The 23,777-nt window shown below is 44.6% G+C and carries 21 protein-coding genes; 12 read left to right on the forward strand and 9 right to left on the reverse strand.

Annotated elements, in window-relative coordinates:
• From R7Q46_RS18260 to R7Q46_RS18275, 4 genes are all read left to right on the forward strand, one after another.
• Entirely contained in the window at positions 1-555 is a 555-nt protein-coding gene (locus R7Q46_RS18260) for a DsbE family thiol:disulfide interchange protein (RefSeq protein ID WP_005380518.1), read from the forward strand.
• Positions 552-1,037, forward strand: coding sequence for a cytochrome c-type biogenesis protein (locus tag R7Q46_RS18265; protein WP_005380519.1), 486 nt, complete (start codon positions 552-554; stop codon positions 1,035-1,037). Before R7Q46_RS18260 ends, R7Q46_RS18265 begins: the two co-directional genes overlap by 4 nt.
• Positions 1,037-2,251: a c-type cytochrome biogenesis protein CcmI gene (gene ccmI / locus R7Q46_RS18270; protein WP_064354223.1), complete on the forward strand. Its 1,215-nt coding sequence runs from the start codon at positions 1,037-1,039 to the stop codon at positions 2,249-2,251. The genes R7Q46_RS18265 and ccmI overlap by 1 nt, the downstream gene beginning before the upstream one ends.
• 216 nt (positions 2,252-2,467) lie before the next feature.
• Positions 2,468-3,241, forward strand: a complete 774-nt coding sequence (locus R7Q46_RS18275) for a VacJ family lipoprotein (RefSeq protein WP_170893577.1) — start codon at positions 2,468-2,470, stop codon at positions 3,239-3,241.
• 74 nt (positions 3,242-3,315) lie between these two features.
• Here R7Q46_RS18275 and R7Q46_RS18280 read toward each other — a convergent pair whose 3' ends face one another.
• The 4 genes from R7Q46_RS18280 to R7Q46_RS18295 form a co-directional block, all read right to left on the reverse strand.
• A complete protein-coding gene (locus R7Q46_RS18280; RefSeq protein WP_047104363.1) occupies positions 3,316-4,632 on the reverse strand; it encodes an outer membrane protein transport protein in 1,317 nt (438 codons plus the stop codon).
• Positions 4,633-4,941: 309 nt separating this feature from the next.
• Positions 4,942-6,201 carry an outer membrane protein transport protein gene (locus tag R7Q46_RS18285; RefSeq protein ID WP_064354222.1) on the reverse strand — a complete coding sequence of 420 codons (1,260 nt, stop codon included), beginning with the start codon at positions 6,199-6,201 and terminating at the stop codon, positions 4,942-4,944.
• 297 nt (positions 6,202-6,498) lie between these two features.
• Positions 6,499-7,230, reverse strand: coding sequence for a DUF3379 domain-containing protein (locus R7Q46_RS18290; protein WP_017635939.1), 732 nt, complete (start codon positions 7,228-7,230; stop codon positions 6,499-6,501).
• Complete coding sequence (locus R7Q46_RS18295; RefSeq protein ID WP_005380528.1) at positions 7,223-7,798, reverse strand: sigma-70 family RNA polymerase sigma factor; 576 nt, start codon at positions 7,796-7,798, stop codon at positions 7,223-7,225. Before R7Q46_RS18295 ends, R7Q46_RS18290 begins: the two co-directional genes overlap by 8 nt.
• Before the next feature lie 720 nt (positions 7,799-8,518).
• Between R7Q46_RS18295 and fadI the strand changes: the two genes are divergently transcribed.
• Together fadI and fadJ are read left to right on the forward strand one after the other, a co-directional pair.
• Positions 8,519-9,826 (forward strand): acetyl-CoA C-acyltransferase FadI, encoded by a 1,308-nt coding sequence (gene fadI / locus R7Q46_RS18300; RefSeq protein ID WP_005384447.1) that lies wholly within the window; start codon positions 8,519-8,521, stop codon positions 9,824-9,826.
• On the forward strand, positions 9,826-11,937 hold the full coding sequence (fadJ, locus tag R7Q46_RS18305; RefSeq protein WP_062730490.1) for a fatty acid oxidation complex subunit alpha FadJ: 2,112 nt from the start codon (positions 9,826-9,828) through the stop codon (positions 11,935-11,937). The genes fadI and fadJ overlap by 1 nt, the downstream gene beginning before the upstream one ends.
• A 62-nt stretch (positions 11,938-11,999) precedes the next feature.
• Here the strand turns inward: fadJ and R7Q46_RS18310 are convergent, their stop codons facing one another.
• Positions 12,000-12,254: a hypothetical protein gene (locus R7Q46_RS18310; RefSeq protein ID WP_005384444.1), complete on the reverse strand. Its 255-nt coding sequence runs from the start codon at positions 12,252-12,254 to the stop codon at positions 12,000-12,002.
• A gap of 169 nt (positions 12,255-12,423) precedes the next feature.
• The gene (locus tag R7Q46_RS18315; protein WP_318077678.1) at positions 12,424-15,201 is read right to left on the reverse strand and encodes an insulinase family protein; all 2,778 of its coding nucleotides are present in this window, start codon (positions 15,199-15,201) and stop codon (positions 12,424-12,426) included.
• A 374-nt stretch (positions 15,202-15,575) separates the two neighbouring features.
• On the opposite strand from R7Q46_RS18315, the gene sixA reads away from it, so the two are divergent.
• Positions 15,576-16,040, forward strand: a complete 465-nt coding sequence (gene sixA / locus R7Q46_RS18320; protein WP_005380537.1) for a phosphohistidine phosphatase SixA — start codon at positions 15,576-15,578, stop codon at positions 16,038-16,040.
• Between the two features lie 96 nt (positions 16,041-16,136).
• Here sixA and smrB read toward each other — a convergent pair whose 3' ends face one another.
• Complete coding sequence (gene smrB / locus R7Q46_RS18325; RefSeq protein WP_005380539.1) at positions 16,137-16,667, reverse strand: endonuclease SmrB; 531 nt, start codon at positions 16,665-16,667, stop codon at positions 16,137-16,139.
• 62 nt (positions 16,668-16,729) lie between these two features.
• On the opposite strand from smrB, the gene prmB reads away from it, so the two are divergent.
• Together prmB and aroC are read left to right on the forward strand one after the other, a co-directional pair.
• Positions 16,730-17,662: a 50S ribosomal protein L3 N(5)-glutamine methyltransferase gene (prmB, locus tag R7Q46_RS18330; RefSeq protein WP_005380541.1), complete on the forward strand. Its 933-nt coding sequence runs from the start codon at positions 16,730-16,732 to the stop codon at positions 17,660-17,662.
• 180 nt (positions 17,663-17,842) lie between these two features.
• Positions 17,843-18,928 carry a chorismate synthase gene (aroC, locus tag R7Q46_RS18335; RefSeq protein ID WP_017820803.1) on the forward strand — a complete coding sequence of 362 codons (1,086 nt, stop codon included), beginning with the start codon at positions 17,843-17,845 and terminating at the stop codon, positions 18,926-18,928.
• Positions 18,929-19,151: 223 nt separating this feature from the next.
• On the opposite strand, the gene R7Q46_RS18340 is transcribed toward aroC, so the two are convergent.
• Entirely contained in the window at positions 19,152-19,775 is a 624-nt protein-coding gene (locus R7Q46_RS18340) for a trimeric intracellular cation channel family protein (protein ID WP_318077690.1), read from the reverse strand.
• 332 nt (positions 19,776-20,107) lie between these two features.
• On the opposite strand from R7Q46_RS18340, the gene R7Q46_RS18345 reads away from it, so the two are divergent.
• The 3 genes from R7Q46_RS18345 (at position 20,108) to R7Q46_RS18355 (ending at position 21,598) form a co-directional block, all read left to right on the forward strand.
• Positions 20,108-20,638, forward strand: a complete 531-nt coding sequence (locus R7Q46_RS18345) for an elongation factor P hydroxylase (RefSeq protein WP_005380546.1) — start codon at positions 20,108-20,110, stop codon at positions 20,636-20,638.
• 25 nt (positions 20,639-20,663) lie between these two features.
• Positions 20,664-20,927 (forward strand): YfcL family protein, encoded by a 264-nt coding sequence (locus tag R7Q46_RS18350; protein WP_033907374.1) that lies wholly within the window; start codon positions 20,664-20,666, stop codon positions 20,925-20,927.
• Between the two features lie 146 nt (positions 20,928-21,073).
• Positions 21,074-21,598: an NADPH-dependent FMN reductase gene (locus R7Q46_RS18355; RefSeq protein ID WP_005380552.1), complete on the forward strand. Its 525-nt coding sequence runs from the start codon at positions 21,074-21,076 to the stop codon at positions 21,596-21,598.
• Positions 21,599-21,674: 76 nt separating this feature from the next.
• On the opposite strand, the gene mnmC is transcribed toward R7Q46_RS18355, so the two are convergent.
• Entirely contained in the window at positions 21,675-23,693 is a 2,019-nt protein-coding gene (gene mnmC, locus R7Q46_RS18360; protein WP_318077679.1) for a bifunctional tRNA (5-methylaminomethyl-2-thiouridine)(34)-methyltransferase MnmD/FAD-dependent 5-carboxymethylaminomethyl-2-thiouridine(34) oxidoreductase MnmC, read from the reverse strand.
• Positions 23,694-23,777: the final 84 nt, after the last annotated feature.

Raw genomic sequence — 23,777 nt, forward strand, 5'->3', positions numbered from 1 at the left:
ATGAATAAGAAAATCTTATTTATTCCGCTTGTCGCTTTCATGATTCTAGCGGGCATTTTCGCAACCCAATTAATGCGTAACCAAGAGGGCGATGATCCAACTAAATTGGAGTCGGTTTTGGTTGGCAAGCCAGTTCCTGAGTTTCATTTAGAAGACCTGGCTGAGCCTGGAAAACAGTACGACCAATCAATTTTTAAAGGTGAACCGTTGCTCTTGAACGTTTGGGCAACGTGGTGCCCAACGTGTTATGCAGAGCATAAATACCTAAACGAATTGGCGGGTAAGGGCGTTAAGATCATCGGTATGAATTACAAAGATGATCGTAATAAAGCAATAGGTTGGCTGAATGATCTCGGCAACCCGTACTTGATCAGCCTATTTGATGGCAGTGGTATGCTTGGCCTTGACCTTGGCGTTTATGGTGCTCCAGAAACATTCATTATTGATGCAAATGGTGTGATTCGCTATCGCCATGTAGGGGATGTAAACCCACGTAATTGGTCAGAAACACTGGAGCCGCTTTACAACAAATTGGTTGAGGAGGCGAAGCAATGAGAAAGCTAATTCTTGCCGTTTTTGCTGCGATGACATTATCTCTTGCTGCTCATGCGGCCATTGAAGTGTACGAGTTTGATAATTTGGAACAAGAACAGCAGTTCAAAGAGTTAAGCCATACGCTCCGTTGCCCTAAATGTCAGAACAACACGATCTCGGATTCTAACGCTGAACTTGCTCAGGACTTACGCCATAAGGTGTACGAAATGACCAAAGAAGGTAAGTCCAAAGATGAGATTGTTGATTACATGATCGCCCGTTACGGTAACTTCGTGACTTACAACCCACCATTTACGGTCGCGACTGCGATTTTGTGGCTAGGGCCACTCGCTGTAGTACTGGGTGGTTTTGGTTTGATTGTGCTGCGTAGCCGTAAATCTAAAGTTAAGGCAAAAGCGAGCAGTGACGAGCAATGGGATGAGCAAAAAGAAGCTCGTTTAAAAGCATTGCTTGAAGAAGAGAACAACGGAGATAAGAAGTAATGACACTATTTTGGATTTCCACCGTTGTTCTCACGCTTATTGCTTGTGCGCTGGTGGCTTTGCCGCTGCTTAAACAAAAAGCGAACAATGATGATGTGTTACGCGATGAGCTTAACAAGGCATTTTATAAAGACCGACTATCTGAGCTTGCAGAAGAAACTGACGAAGGTCTAGTTGAAAGTGAAGACGAACTGATTTCTGATCTAAAGCAATCACTGCTTGACGATATCCCTGGTGATAAAGCGCAAAAAGAAACTAAGGTTTCTCCAATCGCGGTTTTAGTTCCATCGGTAATTCTGACGGTGGTGCTGAGCTATGGTTTGTATTATAAATTTGGCGCGTCAGACGATATTGTTCAATGGCAAGAAGTGTCTGCAAATCTACCTGAGTTATCGAAAAAGCTGATGTCGGCTTCTTCTGAGCCGCTGAGTGACGATGAAATGGCGGATTTGACCCTTGCCCTTCGAACTCGCTTACATTACCAGCCGGAAGACTCGACAGGTTGGTTACTGCTAGGTCGTATTGCGTTAGCAAATCGTGATGTCACCACAGCTATCGATGCGATGGAAAAATCGTACCGCCTAGAGCCAAAAGATCCTGATGTGATGTTGGGTTATGCACAAGCTCTGATGCTGTCTCAAGAGGAAATGGATCAAGCGACGGCTCGCTCATTACTCGGCAAGCTGATGCAGCAAGACTATGTCGATCTGCGTGTGTTTTCTTTGTTAGCGTTCGATGCGTTTGAGCGTCAAGACTTCCCGGCAGCCATCAAGTACTGGGGAATCATGCAGCAAATGATTGGTCCAGAAGATAGTCGCTACGAGATGTTGTCACGCAGTATTGAGAGTGCTCGTAAGCAAATGGGCGAAGCGGTTTTACCGGATAAGAGTGTAGCTGTGACAATTAATGTGGCACCAAATGCTCAGTTGGATCCAAACGCAGTTCTGATTGTGTCAGTACATCGTTCAGATGGCTCTCCAATGCCTGTGGCTGCTGCTCGTTATCCGCTAGGTACTTTCCCTCGCACAGTCGTATTAGATGATGGCAATGCCATGATGCAAGGGCAAAAGTTATCTTCACTCGATAAGCTAATCGTCCGTGTGCGTGTAGATTCTGACGGTAACGTAGCAACGCGTGATCAAGATTGGCACGGAGAAAGTGACGTCGTTGAATTTGGCGCACCAGTAGAAGTGACCATTGATCAGCAGTATTAATTGTTAACATCTGTCTCTGAAACATGACAACGAGGTAGAGTCAGTTGCCTTTAGTGGTATGACTCTAAACGATCGAGTAGAATACCGAAGGCCAGCGATTGCTGGCCTTTATTTATTCCCATATCTGAGTCATCTTTACTATGTATCCTGCTCAACATACGTACAATGGTTAATCGGGGTGACTTAGGTACATTAATAGTCGTTATGGAAAATAAAATGTATAACAAGGGTAAATCTACCTTCTTGTTGCTGTTAGCCGTTGGACTGGTTGGCTGTTCAAGTGCACCTGATGAAGCAGTAACAGGACAAGAAACAAATCAAACGACTTCTGATGTGTATGACCCGTTGGAAGGCTTTAACCGAACCATGTGGGAACTCAACTACGAATATTTAGATCCGTATTTGGTTCGTCCTGTATCACTTGCGTATGTAGAATACACGCCAGTTCCTATTCGTTCTGGTATTGCTAACTTCTTATCGAACTTAGATGAGCCAGCAAGCATGGTTAATAACTTAATCATGGGTAATGGTACGAAAGCCGTGGACCACTTTAACCGTTTTTGGATTAACTCGACGTTCGGTATTTTCGGTTTATTCGATATTGCAAGTGCCGCGGGTATTACGAAGTACGACGAGAAAGCGTTCAGTGATGTAGTAGGCCACTATGGTGTTGGAAATGGTCCTTACTTCATGGTTCCAGGTTATGGTCCGTATACCTTACGTGAAGTGACAGATACCGTAGATAGTACGTATTTACCCCTCTCTTATCTCAACTTCTGGGCGAGTTTGGGTAAGTGGGCGTTTGAAGGAATGGAGAAGCGTGCTTTATTAGTACCGCAAGAAGCGCAGCTAGACTCGTCGCCGGATCCATATATTCTAACTCGCGATGTTTATATCCAGCGTCAAAACTTTAAAGCAGAAGTTGAAACGGTAGAAGAAGTTAACATCGAAGAAGAAGAGTATTTAGATGAATATCTAGAAGACTTTTAAGCGTTGTTCTTCACAATAGAGAAATGAAAAAAGGCTTAGCTGATGCTAAGCCTTTTTTGTATTTTGCAGCTTGGTTAGAAACGGTAGTTTGCTTGAACACCGATTAGCCAAACATTACCCGTAGTTTCGCCTACGAATTGGCCACCGACTTGTTCTGCAGTGTCGTCTGACTTGTAACCACGAGACTCAACGATTGGTGCGTCTTTCGCAAAAATATAGGTGAAGCCAGCGTCTAGGCTGAAGTCTTTCGTCCAATCGTACGTTGCGCCAATACTTAGCCAAGTGCGGTCAGTTTCTGGAATAGTGATCGTACGGTTTTTGTCGCTTACCGCTGAAGTATCGTATGCAATACCAGTGCGTAGCGCTAGCTTAGGATCAAGCTGGTAAGTAGCACCAACAGCAAAGCGATAGTTGTCTTCCCAGTTTTCTACTTTAACCATATGCGTGCCAGCAGTATCTAGACGTGCTTCCAATTTCTCGAAAGAGCTCCAATCCGTCCAGTTAACGCTTGCGTGTAATGCAAGTTGGTCTGTTACTTGGTGGAAGCTTGCCAACTCAGCCGTTGCAGGCAGGTTTAGATACATGTAGCCGTTGTCGCGTTCAGAAGTGCCGAAGCCAAAACCAAGACCTTCAGCATGGCCTTCAAGCTTCAGTTCAACTTCAGATTTGTACGCGAAGCCGATACGGTTGTTTTCATTGATCTGCCATGCTGTACCAACTTGCCAGCCCCAAGCGGTATCGTCACCTTCCATGTATTTTAGAGCGGTACCTTGAGGAACACTGATTGGTTGATTAGTTTCAGGATTTAACCCTACAACGTTATTCTTAGGAGCTGCTGCGCCAAAGCTGCCTTCGCCGATGATGTAACGGATACCACCACCAACGCTGATTGATTCATTGACTTTGTAAGCTGCGTTCAAGTTCGCTTCCATTGTCGTTACGCTTGCTTCGTTACCGAAGTGCGAGGCACCAAAGCCTTTACCTAAATCGGTTTCCATGCCGTAGTTGGTGCCAAATGCCAAACCAATCGCGAATTTCTCATTATATTGGTGTGATAGGTAGAAGTTTGGAATGATTGCATCATGTGCGAAGTCATCTGAAGATGCAGAAGAAGTGCTACCGTGGAAGTTTACATCACCTTCAATATCAATATTTGGGTTCACATAGATTGCACCAACGGACACTTGAGTGCCTTCCAAATAAGTTAGCATTGCTGGGTTACGCCATTGTGCACTTGCGTTGTCAGCCATTGCAGCTTCACCAGCATATGCTCGACCTAGGCCTGTTGCAGAATATTCAGCAAGTTGGAAACCTGCTGCGTTAGCCATGCCCGTTGTGCCAAGTAGGCTTAATGCCACTGCTGTTGATAGAAGAGTCTTGTTGGTTTTCATTCGAATGTTCGCTGATTTGTTTATAACGTGGGACAAAAGTTTAAAGGTAGAGTTTTTACTTTAGAAATGAAAATCCAGCATAAGTAGTCATTTGGAATATTATGCTCTCAAGTGTTGATTGGGTGGTTTAATTATCTAACTGTGAAAGGCTTGTAAATGGTATTCAGCGAACAGCTGTGCGTCCTAATTGTGAGATTTAGATACACGTGTTCACTCAAATTGAGTGGGCAATAAATCGCAGATATGAAAAAAGGCTGGAAATCCAGCCTTTTATATAAAGTATTTTTCTACTAACTAACAGCGAAGTGTTTAGAAGCTACGGCTGTATTGTAAGCCGAATAGAATTGCATCAGCATGAGTTGTTGCTGTTACACCGGTAGAAAGACCAGGAGCTAATTGAGTATTCTCATTAACTTTTACATCTTCACCTAACAAGTACGTGAAGCCAAAATCGATGTTTGAGCTATTATCAATATGGTAAGAGAAACCTGTGGAGAACCACTGGCGATCTGAGTCTGGTACCGAGATAGACGTTACTTTATCTTGAGCGCTTGTGTCGTACATGTAACCAGCACGAAGTGTCCAGTTGTTGTTTAGGTAGTAAGTACCACCAATTGCGTAGTGCCAGCCATCTTGCCATTGATAGTCTTTCGAGTAACCACCTTTAAGTAAACCCTGATTTAGGTTCTCAAAATCAATTTGGTCGAAATCTTTCCAACCGATGTATTGGATGCTGTAGTGTACAGCAAACTTAGTGTCTTGGATTTTGTGGAAACCAGAAAATTCGGCCATATCTGGTAGAGGTAGCGTGATTTCCTGACCTTTGTCGTCTTTCGCCGTAAATTCAGGGCTGTAACGATACGCTAGACCAAAACGGTTGTTTTCATCTAGTTCGTACACAGTACCAACGTTAAAACCAACAGCCCAACCATCAGCTTTATCTACGTCCAGAATTTTTTGACCGCCAACCCCTGGGACTGAAGAGCTAGTTGTACGCTTCATTGTGCCTTGGCCGTAGATTAAATCTAAACCAGCACCAAAGCTCCATTGTTCGTTTAAACGGTAAGAACCCGCCAATCCAAAGTTGAAGCTTTTTACATCCGTAAGACCACCGTACTCGGTTGCGGTGTAGTTATCTGAAAATTCAGTTTTAGTGCCGAAATTAGAGTATGCGTTTACGCCCCATGCAAACTTGTCATTTACTGGAACGATTAGGTGAATGTTTGGAGCTATTGACGTATCACCCACATCATCAGTGTCAGCAACATTTACAGTACTGGAGCCCAAAGGAGTATTAACGTTATATTTCGCATCTTTCACTTCAATCATTGAAGTAATGCTTTCGAAACCTAGCGACAGTTCCATTTTATCAAACAGAGCCATTGCTGCTGGGTTACGAGCCATTACTGCTGCATTATCTGCGATTACTGCATCACCAGCAAATGCACGGCCGATGCCAGTTGCTGATTGAGCGTTGATTTGGAAACCCGCTGCCATCGATTGACCTGAGGCAAAAGCTACCGTTACTGCTAGGAGAGTCTTTTTAAACAGACGCGTGTTCTGAGTCATTTGTTTTTCCTTATTAGATTCGTCTCTTTGGACGATAAATTGAGCTTTTGCTCAGTGGCGCAGATAGTAGTATCAATAGTTGCTTGGACAAATCCGACCATTGGATAAAATTGAATAAAAATTGCAGAAATGATGTCTAAAAGACGGGAAATTGCACTTAAAATGCATAATTTAGAGTTTAAGCTCTAAATGCGATAGGGGTGGTGAATGTTTTGTGTTCTATTTATACAAAAATGCCGCTAAATAAGATCATTTAGCGGCATTTAACCTTTTGAAGGCTGGAAATCGTCGAAGTTGTTACATTGGCTTAATCATTGATGCAAGAGTCGTAGCGATCGCATCAATATTTTCACCTTCTTCCCCGACTAAAATCAGGCTTGAACTCCCGACGGGCTGAACGATTCCGGTCATGCCATCCTTACTAAAGTCGGTACTTTGTTCGCTTGGAATACCAGTAATAAATAACGTTACTTTACCTTTTGGACCTTGGAACACCATATGCACCGCATTGGATTCGCCAAAACCGCAGTGGTTTAGGTAGTAAACGTGATATGGAAAGTTTTCACTAAACTGGTAATGAAATGGCGACATTTTCGCATTAATTTGCGAGCTCGGTACATCCTCATCAAGATGACGAACAAACGGTTCTTCATGAATAACGTGTTTCATCGCGGTATCCGCTAAACTGGCTTGTGCTGGAGACACCAAAACATTTCCCCAGTTTACTTGGCCAACTAATAATCCTGCGGTGAACGCAATAGAAGCGGCAAGTGCCATTGCTTTGCGGACAAAGTTTGGTCTTACGACCTTCTCTTCATCAAGTGCACTCGACGTCTGGCTAAATAAAATCTTATCTGCGAGATCTTCGGGTACATCCACATTCATGGCTTGTTTAATTTTTACATCGAGATCCAAAACGTCATCAACAAACTTATTGTTGGCGTCGCTACCAGCTAAAGCTTGCAGAATCTCTTCATCCTTTTGTTTTGGATCCGACAAAATACGACGACGAAATTCTAAATCATCCATTCTTTTGTCCTCTCTTAGTATCTTGAGAATCCAACATCTCTTTAAGTTGATTACGAGCGCGAAATAGTCGAGTCATCACTGTGTTTTTATTTAAATCAAGAATGTCGCCAATTTCTTCTCCACTGAAACCACCGACAACTTGGAGAAATAAAGGCTCACGATATTCAACATCGAGCTTCATGATCTGTGCCTGCAGCCATTCTTGCTGATGATGTGAGTCATCGCTGACTTTAGCATCATTGCCGTAATCATCGATATCAACTAAATCAAATTGTTTACGTTCGAAGCGGCGCGCATTTTCTCGTCTCAATATTGTGATGAGCCAAGACTTGGCAGCTTTTTCGTCTTGGAGGCTATCGAGTGACTTCCAAGCTCTAAGACAGGTTTCCTGAACTAGATCTTCCGCGACCGCTTTATCTTTGCACAACCAATATGCGTAGCGGTACAAGTCACGATGATACCCTCGGACGAGCGCTTCGTATTTTCTTTGCTTGTCCATATCAGAGTTGACCGGACTGTTGGAATTTTTCTTTCCAAACATTTTTAATATGGCCACAGGAGCCTCCATCCTCGCTCTGTGAGTTTCTTATTTGTTCTGAGCATGACTTTACTTGCTTCATCGCTTAGCGGTTTTGGTTGCAGGATTTGTCATGCAACCCCTTTGACACAATAAGCCATGTGGTTACCTAAAAGTGTATACGCAAATGTCAGATATCATCGAACACGAATTGATATATATTGTTAACAATATCATCATTAGTAATCAATGGCTTGGATAAGTTCACTCGATGGAGCATTAAAAGGGACTTCTGATGGTGGATTCTTGAATTGTTTTGAATCAATAATCGCTCTAGGTGAGCTTAAAACTCGTAAAATCACTATAAAATTGATCTATTTCAAAATATCAAGCAGTGAAGGGGTTATAGTACACCTTGTCATCTCGTTAGTCATTGCGACTAACATGTTGAGCAAGATGACACTTCCTTTTGAAGGCTGACTTTACTTTCTCCTAATCAGGAAACTGATTACTTTTCAATTGGCGTAAGTTAATTGTTTTATAGATATTCCGACCACACAGTTATGTGTGGTTTTTTTTTGCTTCGATTTTACTTTCCGTATACCTCTTACCGTTTTAACTCTCTATAGTTAACCATTAGTAATCGCATAAGAATCAAAGAAGTAGAGTAATTGAACTACTTGCTTCACGTTTATTTAAACGCACGTTTGATAAATTTAACAAATTCATTACAATGCATCAGGTCAGACCTCTTGTATTTAAGGAGAAACAATGGGCAAGCAGGAAGTAAAAACACGCAATGGTGAGCGTGTCGCTATTGTCGCGGGGCTTCGAACTCCCTTTGCTCGTCAAAGCACGGAATTTAGCCAAGTGCCAGCGGTCGATTTAGGGAAAATGGTAGTAAGCGAAATGCTTGCTCGAACAGATATTGATCCGAAGCTAATCGAACAAGTGGTATTTGGACAAGTAGTACAAATGCCTGAAGCGCCAAACATCGCACGAGAAATCGTGTTAGGCACCGGTATGAACATCCATACTGATGCTTACAGTGTGACTCGAGCGTGTGCAACGAGTTTTCAAGCGGCGGTTAATGTCGCAGAAAGCATCATGGCGGGAACCATCGATATTGGTATTGCTGGCGGTGCAGACTCTTCTTCCGTCCTGCCTATTGGCGTATCAAAGAAATTGGCCGCTAATCTGCTTGCTCTTAGTAAGACAAAAACAATGGGTCAGAAGCTTAGTATCCTCAAAAACTTGAGCTTTAAAGACCTGATGCCAGTGCCACCAGCAGTAGCAGAGTACTCTACGGGTTTATCCATGGGACAAACTGCAGAGCAAATGGCTAAAACACATGGTATTTCTCGCGCAGAACAGGATGCGCTTGCACATCGTTCTCATACGCTGGCTTCTCAGGCTTGGAAAGAAGGAAAAATCCAAGATGAAGTGATGACGGCTTTCCCTGAACCATACAAAAAATGGATTTCGGAAGACAACAATATCCGTCATGACTCAACGGTTGAGGGATACGCGAAATTGCGACCTGCGTTTGATCGTCAGTATGGCAGTGTTACGGCAGCGAACAGTACGCCATTGACTGATGGTGGTGCGGCAGTGATGTTGATGCGAGAAGGTAAAGCGAAAGAGCTCGGAATGGAGATCCTTGGTTACATCCGAGGTTATGCATTCTCTGCTATCGGCGTGGAAAAGGACATGCTGATGGGGCCGACTTATGCCACAGCGAAAGTGCTTGAAAATACAGGCTTGGAACTGTCAGACCTGACGTTGATCGACATGCACGAGGCCTTTGCTGCTCAAGCATTGGCGAATGTGAAGATGTTTGCTTCCGATAAGTTTGCTCAAGAAAACCTTGGTCGCTCAAAAGCGATTGGTGAAATTGACATGGATAAGTTCAACGTGCTTGGCGGATCAATTGCTTATGGTCACCCATTTGCTGCGACTGGTGCGCGTATGATGACGCAAACCCTACGAGAGCTAAAACGCCGTGGCGGTGGTATTGCATTGAATACCGCATGTGCTGCTGGTGGTCTTGGTGCGGCAATGATTCTGGAGGTTGAGTAATGAGCGAGCAAAAAGCATTTAGTCTAAAGGTTGATGAGCAAAATATTGCTTGGTTAGCCATCGATGTTCCTAATGAAAAAATGAATACGCTGCAGGCGGCTTTTGCTGACGAAATGAAAGAAATTTTTGCTCAGCTAAAAGACTCCAGTGGTATTAAAGGGATGATCATCCACTCCCTAAAACCGGACAATTTTGTTGCGGGCGCAGATGTTAGAATGCTAGAAGCATGCACCACAGCAAGTGAAGCGGAAGCCTTAGCAAGGCAGGGTCAGGAGTTGTTCCAGCAGCTATCGGACTTACCGTATCCTGTCGTTGCGGCTATTCATGGCCCATGTTTGGGCGGTGGTTTAGAACTGGCTCTTGCATGTGATTATCGTGTTTGTACGGATTCTGACAAAACGCGTTTAGGTCTGCCAGAAGTACAACTTGGTTTATTGCCAGGTTCTGGTGGTACTCAGCGTCTGCCACGTTTGATTGGCCTGTTACCATCGTTGGACTTGATCCTGACGGGTAAACAACTTCGTGCGAAGAAAGCTAAAAAACTGGGCGTTGTGGACGCCTGTGTGCCTGACACCATTTTGCTCGACGTAGCAAAACAGTTTATCGACAAAGGTAAAAACAAGGGTACGAAAAAGCTATCGACGAAAGAAAAGGTGATGTCTGGTAGCGGGCTAGGGCGCAAGTTTGTATTTGAGCAAGCTGCGAAGAAAACGAATCAAAAAACCCGTGGTAACTATCCAGCAACGGTTGCAATTCTAGAAGTTATTCAACATGGCTTAGAGAAAGGCTTCGCTAAAGGCCAAGAACTTGAAGCGAAGCGCTTCGGTGAGCTTGTAATGAGCTCAGAGTCAAAAGCGCTCCGTTCGATCTTCTTTGCCACAACAGAAATGAAGAAAGAGAATGGCACGGATGCGAAACCAGCACCAGTTCATAAAGTTGGTGTGCTTGGTGGTGGTCTGATGGGCGCCGGAATCAGCCATGTGTCTGTTGCAAAAGCAAAAGTACCTGTTCGCATCAAAGACGTTAGCAACGATGGCGTTTTAAATGCGCTCAACTACAACTACAAGTTATTTGAGAAACAGCGCAAACGTCGCATTCTATCCAAGGCCGATCTGCAAGCGAAAATGCTGCAACTGTCTGGTGGTGTCGATTTTACCAGTTTTAATCATATTGATGTCGTAATTGAAGCCGTTTTTGAAGACTTAGATCTTAAGCAAAAAATGGTGGCGGACATTGAAGCAAACGCTAAGACAGAAACTATCTTTGCGACCAATACTTCTTCGTTGCCTATCCACAAAATTGCAGAAAAAGCGGAGCGTCCAGAAAACGTAGTGGGTTTGCATTACTTCAGCCCGGTAGAAAAAATGCCGTTGGTGGAAGTGATTCCGCATGAAACGACGTCAGATGAAACCATTTCAACAGTCGTTGCACTTGCTAAAAAGCAAGGTAAAACCCCGATCGTAGTGAAAGACAAAGCGGGCTTTTACGTGAACCGCATTCTTGCGCCATACATGAACGAAGCGGCGCATATTCTGCTGGCTAACGAACCGATCGAAAAGATTGATACGGCGTTGCTTGATTTTGGTTTCCCTGTTGGCCCGATTACCTTGTTGGATGAAGTTGGTGTCGACATTGGCGCGAAAATTATGCCGATTCTGGTTAACGAGTTAGGTGACCGATTCAAAGGGCCGGATGTGTTTGATATCTTGTTAAATGATGGACGTAAAGGACGCAAGAGTGGTAAGGGGTTTTACACTTACAAGGGCAAGAAGAAAGATGTCGACAAATCGGTTTACAAACTGCTTAAGCTCGACCCTGAATCTAAGCTAAGCGATAACGATATTGCGTTGCGCTGTGTGCTGCCAATGTTGAATGAAGCGGTACGTTGTTTGGATGATGGCATCATTCGCTCGCCACGTGACGGTGATATTGGCGCGATATTTGGTATTGGTTTCCCACCGTTCTTGGGTGGTCCGTTCCGTTACATGGACCAATTTGGCATTAAAGAGCTCGTAGAGAAAATGAATGAGTTTGCATCGAAGTATGGCGATCGTTACGCGCCATGTGATGGTTTGCTTACTCGAGCTGGTGAAGGGACAACGTTCTATTAAACGTTGCTTCGGTAGAGAAAAAGGCTTGCCAGTGGCAAGCCTTTTTCATAAAGAAGAAATGGTTACTTCTTCTTGTCTTTCTTATCTTTATTGTGGCCTTTACCTGGGTTGTCGTCCCCGTGAACGCTGCTGTTACCTTTTTTGTCTTTATCATTCCACTGCTTTGAAGAGCAATCATCTGATTTGATGGATACATTGTCTCCGCTAAGGCGCACACAGTCGTCACTTAATTCGAAGCCATCGCCTTTGACTGAGATTTCAGCGTGAGCAGATGCCAATGGCAGTATAAGAGCCACAAGTAAAAGTGCTTTTTTCATGACTACCTCATTAAGTTATTTTTAGTGCGGGGAATTAGAGCATAAGCCGTAATGGCGTAATTTCAATTTTCTGCTAATTATGGTGCCGATTCAATCTATGAGACCGACAATCTCACTGGGCTCTAGGTACATACTTAGTATTCGACAATTTTATTTCTGCGCAACTAGATCACCCCAAGCCGCAATCTTTTGGCCGAAGTTGGAACTCTTCAATTGATCCAATTTCTTGTCCTAGATGGATGCGCGGAGCCTCCGAATGCGCTTGACCTTGAGAGTGCATGATCAAACGATTTGCAGTACGAGGTTTCAATTCGTTCACAACGAAGCGAATCATGTCTGCGCGCGTCAGCTTCTTCAACTCCGCCAGTACCTTGTCACGTTGGTTAAACTCAGTGTCCTTATTTCCTATCGCAACCCAAAGACGTTGAGCCCGTCCTCGAAGTGTGGTGTCCGGCGTTGCTATTTGGTTCCACAAGCCGCGCTTACTGCTGTGCCATTGGTAATCGTTTAACTCTAACAGCACCATATAAAAGGCATTTAAAAACTCATCGATTGAGGTAACCAGCTCGGCCGGTGCTGCATTAGGTGACTGCACATACAGTACAATACCAGGGTGACGATTTAGCGGCATATTGCCAGTGCCTACCATGTAACCTAATTGCTGCTTGGTACGGATTTCATGGAAAAACGTTGCCGACATAAGGTGATTGGCCAATGAGTATAGCGCGATACTACGAGGCTCAATATCCTCGCACTGGTGGTAAATAACGACCGCGGAATCTTGCTGGTTACAATGCACCTCACGTTGAAAACTGCCATTTTTACCTAGCATAATGAGCGGACGAAGTGCCTCTTCATAACGTTGCTCGTTAACTCTTAGAGCATCCTTCAAGGTCGTAGCCATGTCATGGGCTTGCTGGCGTTGCCAGTCTCCGTAAACAAACATTTCAACGTGCAGTTCTGCAAGAATGGATTCTACGAATACCGAGAGTTCATCGACTTCGATTTCTTCTAGCGCTTCGACTAAGGTTGCGAAAGGCGGGTTATTGGGTTGAAGTAACCCAGTAAGTGCGTTAAACAGCTGCGAAATAGGGCGATCTTGTGAAGCATTTCTCCAGTTTCGTAACAGTTGTTGTTTGATGGTTTCAAAGCGAGCAGGGCTGAAATCTCGAGAAGCAAAACGGTGCAGAATCATTTCCAGCAACTGAGGCAGCTTTTGACTGAACCCAGAGAGGGTTAAGGTCACGCCACCTTGGTGAGCGTACATGTTGTAACCCATCCCTGCGATTTCTGCTTGATAGGTTTCTTTTGCTAGCGAATCGAGGAACATCTCTACACATAAGCGCGTTTTGACGATGTTCTTTGGTGATGCAACGGCATGAGAGCTGTCGATAGCGACATAAACGACACCTTTAGGCACGCGAAATTCGTCATCTTGCAAATGCCACAGCCGAAACCCTTCGAGATCCTCAATCAACTCTGGCAGCGAGTCACCATTTTCGAGTGGCATGGGGTCGAGGTCGTAGCAAATATAAGGGTTCTTTTCCGGTAAGACGAATTGCCAGCTTGGGTCGATTTGTTGATAGAAACGACGTTGGTCTTCACTAAAAGGTGTGACGGAGTACGGGGTAAAGTACCATTCGGCAGTACGGTTGTATTCCAGGCCTTTAGCAATCAAAGTGACGCGTACATTATCGATGGTTAAGTATCGCAGCAATGAACGCTGTAACTCCTCATCGTAGCCCGTCATTTTGTAGTCACCATAAACCGTGTCTTCCGGTTGATAGTGCTGCATGTTGATCACCAGATGGCTGACGAGATCCATTGGGCGCGATGGCTCTTGGAAGCGAAAAGCCGATTCTAATACCGCTTGTTTTTCGAGATAGCGCCATTCATCTAACCCGTCTTGTTTGATCATCGAGAGGTATTGAAAAACTGCTTGAACGATATCATCAACATGATCTAAGCCGTTTGGCGTCAGGGTGCAGCTTACGGTAAAGTCTCGGTAGTTACTGCCACTCGCGCCGCCGCCCGCTGAGAGAGAAGTAATCCAGCCTTTTTCTTTGAGTTGAAGCATCAAACTGCCTTCTCCTTCATAACCCAACAGGTGAGCAAAGTAGGAGAGTGGCTTCACGCTATAATGCGCATCCATTCCCGGCATGGGGAATGTGAGAATCAGTTTACGGAACTCTTTGAGCGGCTCGACTTGAACCAAAATGCCCGTGCTTTCCTCAGTACCTATCGGTACATCAATCGATTTTCCACGAAGGTGGTGATTTGGGATGTCGGCAAACATGGTTTCTACCCAAGCTTGCTGTTCATCGAGCGACTGTGGCCCAAATAGAGTCAGTGTCATCAAATCGGCGGAATACTGAGAGTGGTGAAACTCCACAATTTCGTCGCGGATGGATTTACCATCTCGGTCGCCAAGAGTATCTAAGTTTCCGACAGAGAATTTTGAAAACGGGTGCTCTGGATTGATGACTTCTTTGTTAACTTGATACAGGCGACGAGAATCATCATTAAGTTTGAGCTTGTATTCGGAGTCGACAGCCTGTCGCTCTTTGTCTAATGCTTCTTCGTTAAACAAAGGTGCGGTAAAGAATTGGCTAAACCGATCTAAGGCACTTTCAAAGGCATTTGGAGCAATATTGAAAAAGAAACAAGTTTGCTCTGTACCAGTCCAAGCGTTGTTTGTTCCACCGTGTTGGCTAATATAGCTTTGAAACTCGCCCACTTTAGGGTATTTTTCCGTACCCAAAAAAAGCATGTGTTCTAAATAGTGTGCCAGACCTTGGCGATCGTTTGGGTCGTCGAAGTGTCCAACGTTCACTGCCAGAGCAGCTGCCGACTGTTGAGCTGAATCGGAATGAATCAGCAGTACACGCAGTTCATTGCTCAAGGTAATGTAGCGGTATTGATTTGAATCGTTAGGACTTAGATGCACGATGCGTCTCCAGATTTCGCATTACAGTAATTTAGGCTCCCCTCGCGGGGGGCGCAAAGTTTGCGTTTCGACAAATACTGCTTGCCGTATTTTTGTTATTCGTAGACTTCTGCACAGGCCCATCGCGTTTGCGTATGGGGAAGAACTGTTTGAGTGAATGCTCTGAACTCATTGCACAGTTAAATAGTGTGATGAACTGAGTACATTCTTTTAATAGATTGTTAAGAAAGTCGCTATCTTTAACAAGCGAATTGGTATAATGAACAGATAATTATATCAGTATTTTTGTTTCGTCATTGTTAAAGTTAGCCCCGTCTATCTAATAAAGATAGCAGTCAACCTTTTGGTAGCGTTAGCTATCCCTAGGAAATAACATGAAAATATTCATCATGCGTCACGGTGAAGCCGAGCATTTTGCAGATTCAGACGCAGCACGACAATTGACCCCAAGAGGCAGAGTCGAATCAGAAGCGGTTGCGAGAGCCTGTAAAGAACAGGGTTTTGCGCAATTCGATAAAGTGTTGGTGAGTCCGTACATTAGAGCTCAACAAACTTGGCAAGAGATCAGTGCGTATTTCTCTGCAAAAAGCATTGAAACTTGTGAAGATATTACACCTTATGGCCAGTCCGAGCATGTCTTCGATTTCGCAAGTGCGTTAATAGAAGTCGAACAATTGGACTCGCTTTTGTTCGTATCGCATTTGCCTTTGGTCGGTTATCTGACTTCAGAGTTTGTAAAAGACATGACACCACCGATGTTTCCTACATCAGGGCTAGTGTGCATTGAATATGATTTACAAACACAAAATGGTGAAGTGCTATGGCATATTACGCCATAAGTGTCTAAACCAAAATAAGCGTTTGCAAATTAGAGACAGAATAAGAAAGGCAGGAGATCCCTGCCTTTTCGTTTCGTCGTGTCTACAGCAAGCTTGTTACTTTTCAGGAATTGAAAGCAACACTAACAACGCACCATCACCACCAAATTCTAGTGGCGCTTGGTGAAAAGCCATAACGTCAGGATGCTGTGCTAACCAAAGTGGGGCTTTCTGTTTCAGGATGTGTTTCCCAATACCATGTTGCACACACGCACAATGAATCTCGTTTTTGATGCAATAGGCTATCATCGCACCAAGCTCGCGTTTTGCTTCTTGCTGTGTCATGCCGTGCATATCGAGGAACACGTCCGGTACATACACGCCACGACGTAGACGTTTGACTTCATAAGTGGAGACGTCGTCACGTGCATAACGAGTTGGGCCTTCATCGTTTAATAGAGGGACAAACTCGTCTGAAAAGTAAAATTCAGAGTCACTCGCTTCACGGTTGGAGCGCTTGATTTCTTTTTGCTTAGTATTTTTTTTTGGTTGCTGGATTATGGTATCCTGTCGCAACTTTTTTACGCCCTGTACTGCTTCCTGAAACAAGGCGAAATCGTCATCGTTCTCGGTGTCTTTTTTGCTCATTAGGTAAACAATTTCATTAATAAACTTTATTGGCAGTATTGTAGCGCTTTTCGGAGGCAATTTTGGATAAGATTTTTGTAGAAGAAGCGGTATCGGAGCTGCATACCCTTCAAGATATGATTCGTTGGACGGTAAGCCGCTTTAATGCAGCGAACCTGTTTTACGGTCATGGTACTGATAATGCGTGGGATGAAGCAGTTCAGCTTATCCTGCCAACCTTATACTTGCCGATTGATGTGCCTCCGCACGTATTGAACTCTCGCCTAACGACAAGCGAGCGTCTGCGTATTGTTGAGCGCGTAGTAAAACGCATCAACGAGCGTACGCCAACAGCATACCTAACCAACAAAGCATGGTTCTGCGGTCTTGAGTTCTTCGTTGATGAGCGTGTACTTGTGCCACGCTCTCCTATCGGCGAATTGATTCAAGCGGAATTCCAACCTTGGTTGGTGGAAGAGCCTACGCGCATCATGGACCTATGTACGGGTTCTGGTTGTATCGCGATTGCTTGTGCGCACGCTTTCCCTGAAGCAGAAGTGGATGCTATCGACATCTCTACAGATGCTCTACAAGTGGCTGAGCAAAACGTACAAGATCACGGCATGGAGCAGCAAGTGTTCCCAATTCGCTCTGATTTGTTCCGTGATCTTCCAAAAGAGAAATACAATCTAATCGTGTCCAACCCACCATATGTGGATGAAGAAGACATGAACAGCCTGCCAGATGAGTTCACGCATGAGCCTGAGCTTGGTTTAGCTGCGGGTACGGATGGTCTAAAACTTGTGCGTCGTATTCTAGCTAACGCGCCAGATTATCTAACAGATAACGGCATTCTTATTTGTGAAGTCGGAAACTCAATGATTCATATGATGGAACAGTACCCAGAGATTCCATTTACTTGGATTGAGTTCGAGAACGGCGGTCATGGCGTATTTATGCTAACGCGTGACCAGCTGGTTGAGTGTGCAGAAGAGTTTAAACTGTACAAAGACTAATAGAGTCTTGCACTAAACATCAAAACACCGAGCTTTATGCTCGGTGTTTTTTTTATGCATACCTCGCCGATATTAACTCTTTACATCAAAACGTAATAAAGCCACTATGAATCCACGAAGAATTGGAAAGCAGCTATGCTCTGTTTTGAGAGAGCGTGGCGATAAAAACTTGAGGAAGTAATGGCAGGAAACAGTATCGGACAACATTTCCGAGTGACGACATTCGGGGAAAGTCACGGTATCGCACTGGGATGTATCGTAGACGGATGTCCTCCGGGGTTGGAAATTACAGAAGCAGATCTACAAATCGATCTCGACCGCCGTCGTCCAGGCACATCACGTTACACCACACAACGTCGTGAACCGGATGAAGTTAAAATTCTTTCTGGCGTTTTTGAAGGCAAAACCACGGGCACATCGATCGGTTTGCTAATTGAAAACACCGATCAGCGCTCAAAAGACTACTCTGACATCAAAGATAAGTTCAGACCGGGTCATGCTGATTACACTTACCACCAAAAATATGGCATCCGCGACTATCGCGGTGGCGGCCGTTCTTCAGCTCGTGAAACCGCAATGCGTGTGGCTGCTGGTGCAATCGCGAAGAAATACTTAAAAGATGAGTTTGGTGTTGAGATTCGTGCTTACTTGTCACAAATGGGTGATGTATCTATCGACAAGGTAGATTGGAACGAAATCGAGAACAATGCATTCTTCTGCCCTGATGCTGACAAAGTAGAAGCGTTTGACCAACTTATCCGTGACCTGAAAAAAGAAGGCGACTCTATTGGCGCAAAAATCCAGGTTGTGGCAACTAACGTGCCTGTTGGTCTTGGGGAACCCGTATTTGACCGTTTGGATGCAGACATCGCGCACGCACTAATGAGCATCAACGCGGTGAAAGGCGTGGAAATCGGAGACGGTTTCGACGTGGTAAACCAAAAAGGCAGTCAGCACCGTGATACGCTTGCTCCTGAAGGTTTTGGTAGTAATCATGCGGGTGGCATTCTTGGCGGTATCTCGACTGGTCAAGACATTGTCGCTAACATTGCGCTTAAGCCAACATCAAGTATCACTGTGCCGGGTGAGACCATCACAAAAGAAGGTGAACCAACTCAGTTGATCACCAAAGGTCGTCATGACCCATGTGTGGGTATTCGTGCTGTGCCTATCGCAGAAGCGATGCTGGCAATTGTGGTGATGGATCATTTACTACGCCACCGTGGTCAAAACCATGGCGTAACAACTGAAACACCGAAGATTTAAGAGCTTTGTGTCATTCCAGCGAGCTATAGCGAGACTAGGAATCTAATTTCAGCGCGATGAAAAGAGAAAGAAACATCTCTGACAACAGAGTGCTCGGATAATAGATCCTGAATCATGCTCCTTCGTCGCTGTTCAGGATGACTGAATATAAAATTATGCCACTCACTGAATCGCGGGTGGCACAATTTTATCAGGCAACCTTTTTTGTTTAAGTAGTTTTTGCTTAATTAATCGAGCCTTCGGTTTCCAAATGAAAAGAAGGCAGACGCCACTTAAAGCGTACCGCAGCCATACGCAGCATGTAACCAGTAACCAGTGTAATGATCGTGGCAGTGACATCGGGAACATTAAATTCTAATAGCGCTAAGTACATTCCTGATGCGATAAGAGCGACAGAAGCGTAAAGCTCTTCATGCAGTACCAATGGTGTTTGGCGACAGATTAAGTCACGAAGTAGCCCACCGAATACACCAGTTACTAACGCTGAAACCATACAAATACCAGGGTGCAAGCCCATGCCCATCGCAATTTTTGTTCCGATGATACTAAACACGATTAAACCTAGTGCATCGAGGCGAATGAACAGACCTTTCAGCTTAATCACCCATTTCGCTAAACCTGTTGTTAGCACACCTGCAACACACGTAATTGCAAGGAACTCTGGGTTTTTTACCCAACCAAGAGGGTAGTGGCCTAATAGAATGTCACGTACGGTGCCACCACCAATGGCCGTTGCGCTGGCCACCAACATAACACCAAACCAGTCCATCTTTCTTCTACCAGCACTTAACGCACCTGTCATGGCTTCAGCCGTGATACCAATGATATACAACACACTTAGCAACATAGGGAAACACTCAACGTAAAAAGTCACTACGTTCTACGAGAATCAGCGTAGGCGAAGTAACAACACTTACAAACGGTTCTATCTCTCTTAAAAAGTGATTAAAACCAGCAACATGCTTGTAATCAAACGGCTTAAAAATAGCGGTTTGAACGGCATCAAAATAAGGCGAGAGTGTAGTGGTAAATAAGTACGCTGACGAATGAGAAATTGTATGGAGAAAGCGACCTTCAGATAAATTCAACTAATAACCAAAAATGTGGGGGTGCCTTTACCTCATAACTAAAAACAGCGACAATATGCAGCGCATGTCAAACTGAAGTACAAACTCGACGATGACCCACGAATACCAAGACTTAATCACCATTTTTAATGACACCTTTTTAGAACAATTTAATACGAAATTAGAGTTAGGTGGTGATGAGCCTATTTATCTTCCTGCTGATGATGAACACCCTCATCATCGGATTATTTTTGCTCGGGGTTTTTACGCCTCTGCTTTACACGAGATCTCGCATTGGTGTGTGGCTGGTCCAGAGCGTCGTTTGCTGGAAGATTTTGGTTATTGGTATGAACCTGATGGGCGAACGGCAGAAGTTCAAGCGGAGTTTGAGAAAGTTGAAGTGCGACCTCAAGCTTATGAATGGATTCTGGCACAAAGCGCTGGCTTCCCTTTTACGGTGAGTTGTGACAATCTACACGGCGATTTTGAACCAGATAGGCTCGGCTTTATGAAAAAAGTGCATAAAGAAGTGCTAGGTATTTTGGACGTTGGCTTGCCTTTGCGAGTGAAAATGCTTTCTGATGCCCTGCGCGCATTTTATCAAACTAAGCCACTGGAAGCGTCGGACTTTTGCGTTAAATAACCACTAATAACCTCAGAGATACACCATGATTATTGAATTTGAAGAAAAACTACTGGAACTGATTGATGCTCGAATTGAAACAGCATCTGACGATGAATTGTTTGCTGGTGGTTATTTACGTGGTCACATCTCTTTATCCGCGGCGTCTTGTGAAGAAGAAGGGATTAGCGATATTGCTGAGCTGAAGTCACGCATTGAGAGCAGCTTAGAAGATTCGCGTACCGAGTTAAGCCCGGCCGATCGCGTGATTGTCAGTGATTTGTGGCAAGAGCTCCAGGCTCAGGCTTAATCCCTAAGCAGCGTTCTCCCTTTATTTAATCCTAGTCATTTACTACTTCGAAAAATTCGAACCTCTCAATAAAATTTTTGTGGTTGTAGCGAAACAGTTCAACTTTTATTCTGATCAGCATAAAACGTGAACAAAGGATTACAACCATGAAAATTGTCGCATTTGGTGCATCTACCAGCTCTACCTCAATCAACAAACTACTTGCTACATACGCAGCAAACCAAGTCGAAGGCGCTCAAGTGAATGTTCTAGACTTAAACGATTATCAAGCGCCAATGTTTAGCGAGGACAAAGAGAAAGAAATTGGTCAAGCTGAAGGGGCTGTCGCGTTTTTACGTGACTTGGCGGAGGCTGACGCTCTCGTTGTTTCCTTCGCAGAGCATAACGGTTCGTACCCAGCGGCCTATAAAAACTTGTTCGATTGGGCGACGCGCATTGAGCGTAATGTATTTCAAAACAAACCTGTCGTTTATTTAGCAACTTCCCCAGGTCCCGGTGGTGCACAAAGTGTTCTTGCGGCGGCGACAGGTTCTGCTCAATTTTTTGGCGCGGATGTAAAGGCATCGTTATCTGTGCCGAGCTTCTACGAAAATTTTGACGTGGAATCGGGTAAGGTTGTAAACCCAGAAGTGGCAGAGCAAGTGAAACAGGCAGTTGCACTGCTGAAGTAATCTCAGTACGAGCAACTTAGTGAGTTAGCGATTCCCGACACGTATCTGTGTCGGGAGTTAAAACGAGAGAATACTCTTACAGCTCGGTAATGGCTTTGCCTTTTCTTAGTTTACGAACCCACATTCGACTTGGGTGAAGTTCGGTCAATACATCAACCGGTAATGGCAGCGGGTCCCCACAGATCTGGGAGGCCAACACTTCAGCTAATAATGGTGCAGAGCTCAGTCCACGAGATCCTAAACCTAAGAAGCAGAATAGGTTAGGGTACTGATGAATGGTTTCTACCTCTTCTGCTTTTTGATTTTGTAAGTTGGCGTATTGCGTTTTGATCGTCTCAAAGTCACCCACATTCCCGACAAATGGTAAGTGATCTCGGCTAACACAACGAATACCTTGGCGAGATTGATTATCAGTGATATCTACCTCTTTTGCCCATGTTTGATTCGGTACACATTTCACTAGCTTTTCCGCATTATCTTTTTGGGCGTTTTCATCAAATTCGTAGTCAAGGTGACTGCGGTCGTAGCTTGCACCGATACACAAGTGTTGATTACTTGGGTTAACAGGTGTCATGTAACCGTCGTAACACAACACCGTTTTCAGCTGACTCAGCGTTTCGGTTGCTGGCGCATGACTGACTTGTCCTTTCACTTGTCCCATTGGTAGGGAAGCGGTTTGACTCAATGTCTGGAACTCATGGCCGTTCGCAATTACAACCGTTGAGTGCTCAAATGTTTGACCACTCGCCGTTAGTAGCCAGAGCTGACGCTTTTCATCCCAATCTAATGCCTCAACATGGTGTTCAAACTTCGTTGAGAGTAACGACGTCTTCTCCAATTGTTTAATTAACCCGCGAGTTAACTCGGCAGGGCATAGCCACCCTCCCATTGGGTAGTGCACAGACGCCATATCAATAGGTAACCCGATAGTGTTCGCAGTTTCCTCGGCGGACAGCTTTTGAATGAGCTCTGGAGTGAAGTTACCCGCAAGCATTTTCTCCAGTTTGTCTGTGGATTTGTCATCCCACATCAACTGAGTTACGCCACACCAGTCATGATCAAAATCGATCTCTTGTGCTGCTTGTTCAACAAACTGACGTGCGAACAAAAATGCAGGAGCAAACACACGCGAAACGCCAGTATGGGGACCGTTCAACAATGGATACACGGCCCCTTGACGATTACCCGACGCTCCTTTGGCTGGTTGTTTGTCTTTACAGTAAAGGGTGACGTTTTGGCCACGACGAACTAACGTTTTCGCTAACGCCGCGCTGGCTATACCACCACCAATGATGGCAATCGAATCAAGATTGCTAGATGCTGTGCGATTGAACCAAGGGAGATGGTTCGACTGCTTTTCACGTTGCTCCATAGAGCCGGCGATCATTTCTCGCTTAGTGCCGAAACCTTTCACCTTTTTCATTGTAAAGCCAGCTTCGTTCAAACCACGACGTACAAAGCCTGCTGCGGTAAACGTGGCAACTGTACAATCTTGCTTGGCTAGCTTTGCCATGTTGTTGAACAGGCCTTGGTTCCACATCTCTGGGTTTTTGCTTGGCGCGAATCCATCTAAGAACCAAGCATCAATCAAACCTTTTTCGTTGTATGGGACTTGCGGCATGCAGTCTTTAATGTCACCAAACCAAAGGTCGAGTGTGATTGCGCCGTCTTCTAAAACAATGCGATGACACTCCGGCACAGCGGCAGGGTAGTGCTTTTGTAACTTTTCCGCGTATTCAGCTAGCTCAGGCCAAGCTTCATGCGCCTTCTTTAAATCGGCTTTGCTTAATGGGTATTTTTCAAAGCTAATAAAATGCAGCTCTTTCAATGTTGCGTCCGGATGCTGACGACGAAACTCACTAAACCACTGGCATACTGCTAAGAAGTTTAATCCCGTGCCAAATCCTGTTTCACCAATGACAAAACGTCTTTGGTCAAATTCCTGCCATCTTTCTGGGAGATGATTTTGTTTTAAGAAAACGTAGCGTGTCTCTTCAAGACCGTTTACGTTAGAGAAGTAAACATCATCAAATTGGTCTGAAACCGGAGTACCAGCTTCGTTCCAACCAAGTTCTGCGTTTTTTATTGAAGTCATAATGGTGCAAATTTGTGATTTGGCGCGGTAAGAATGGGGCGATTGTACGAATTTATGGGAAAGCTGACCACTTTTGTTGACTAT

It is taken from the genome of Vibrio sp. 811 (assembly GCF_033339195.1).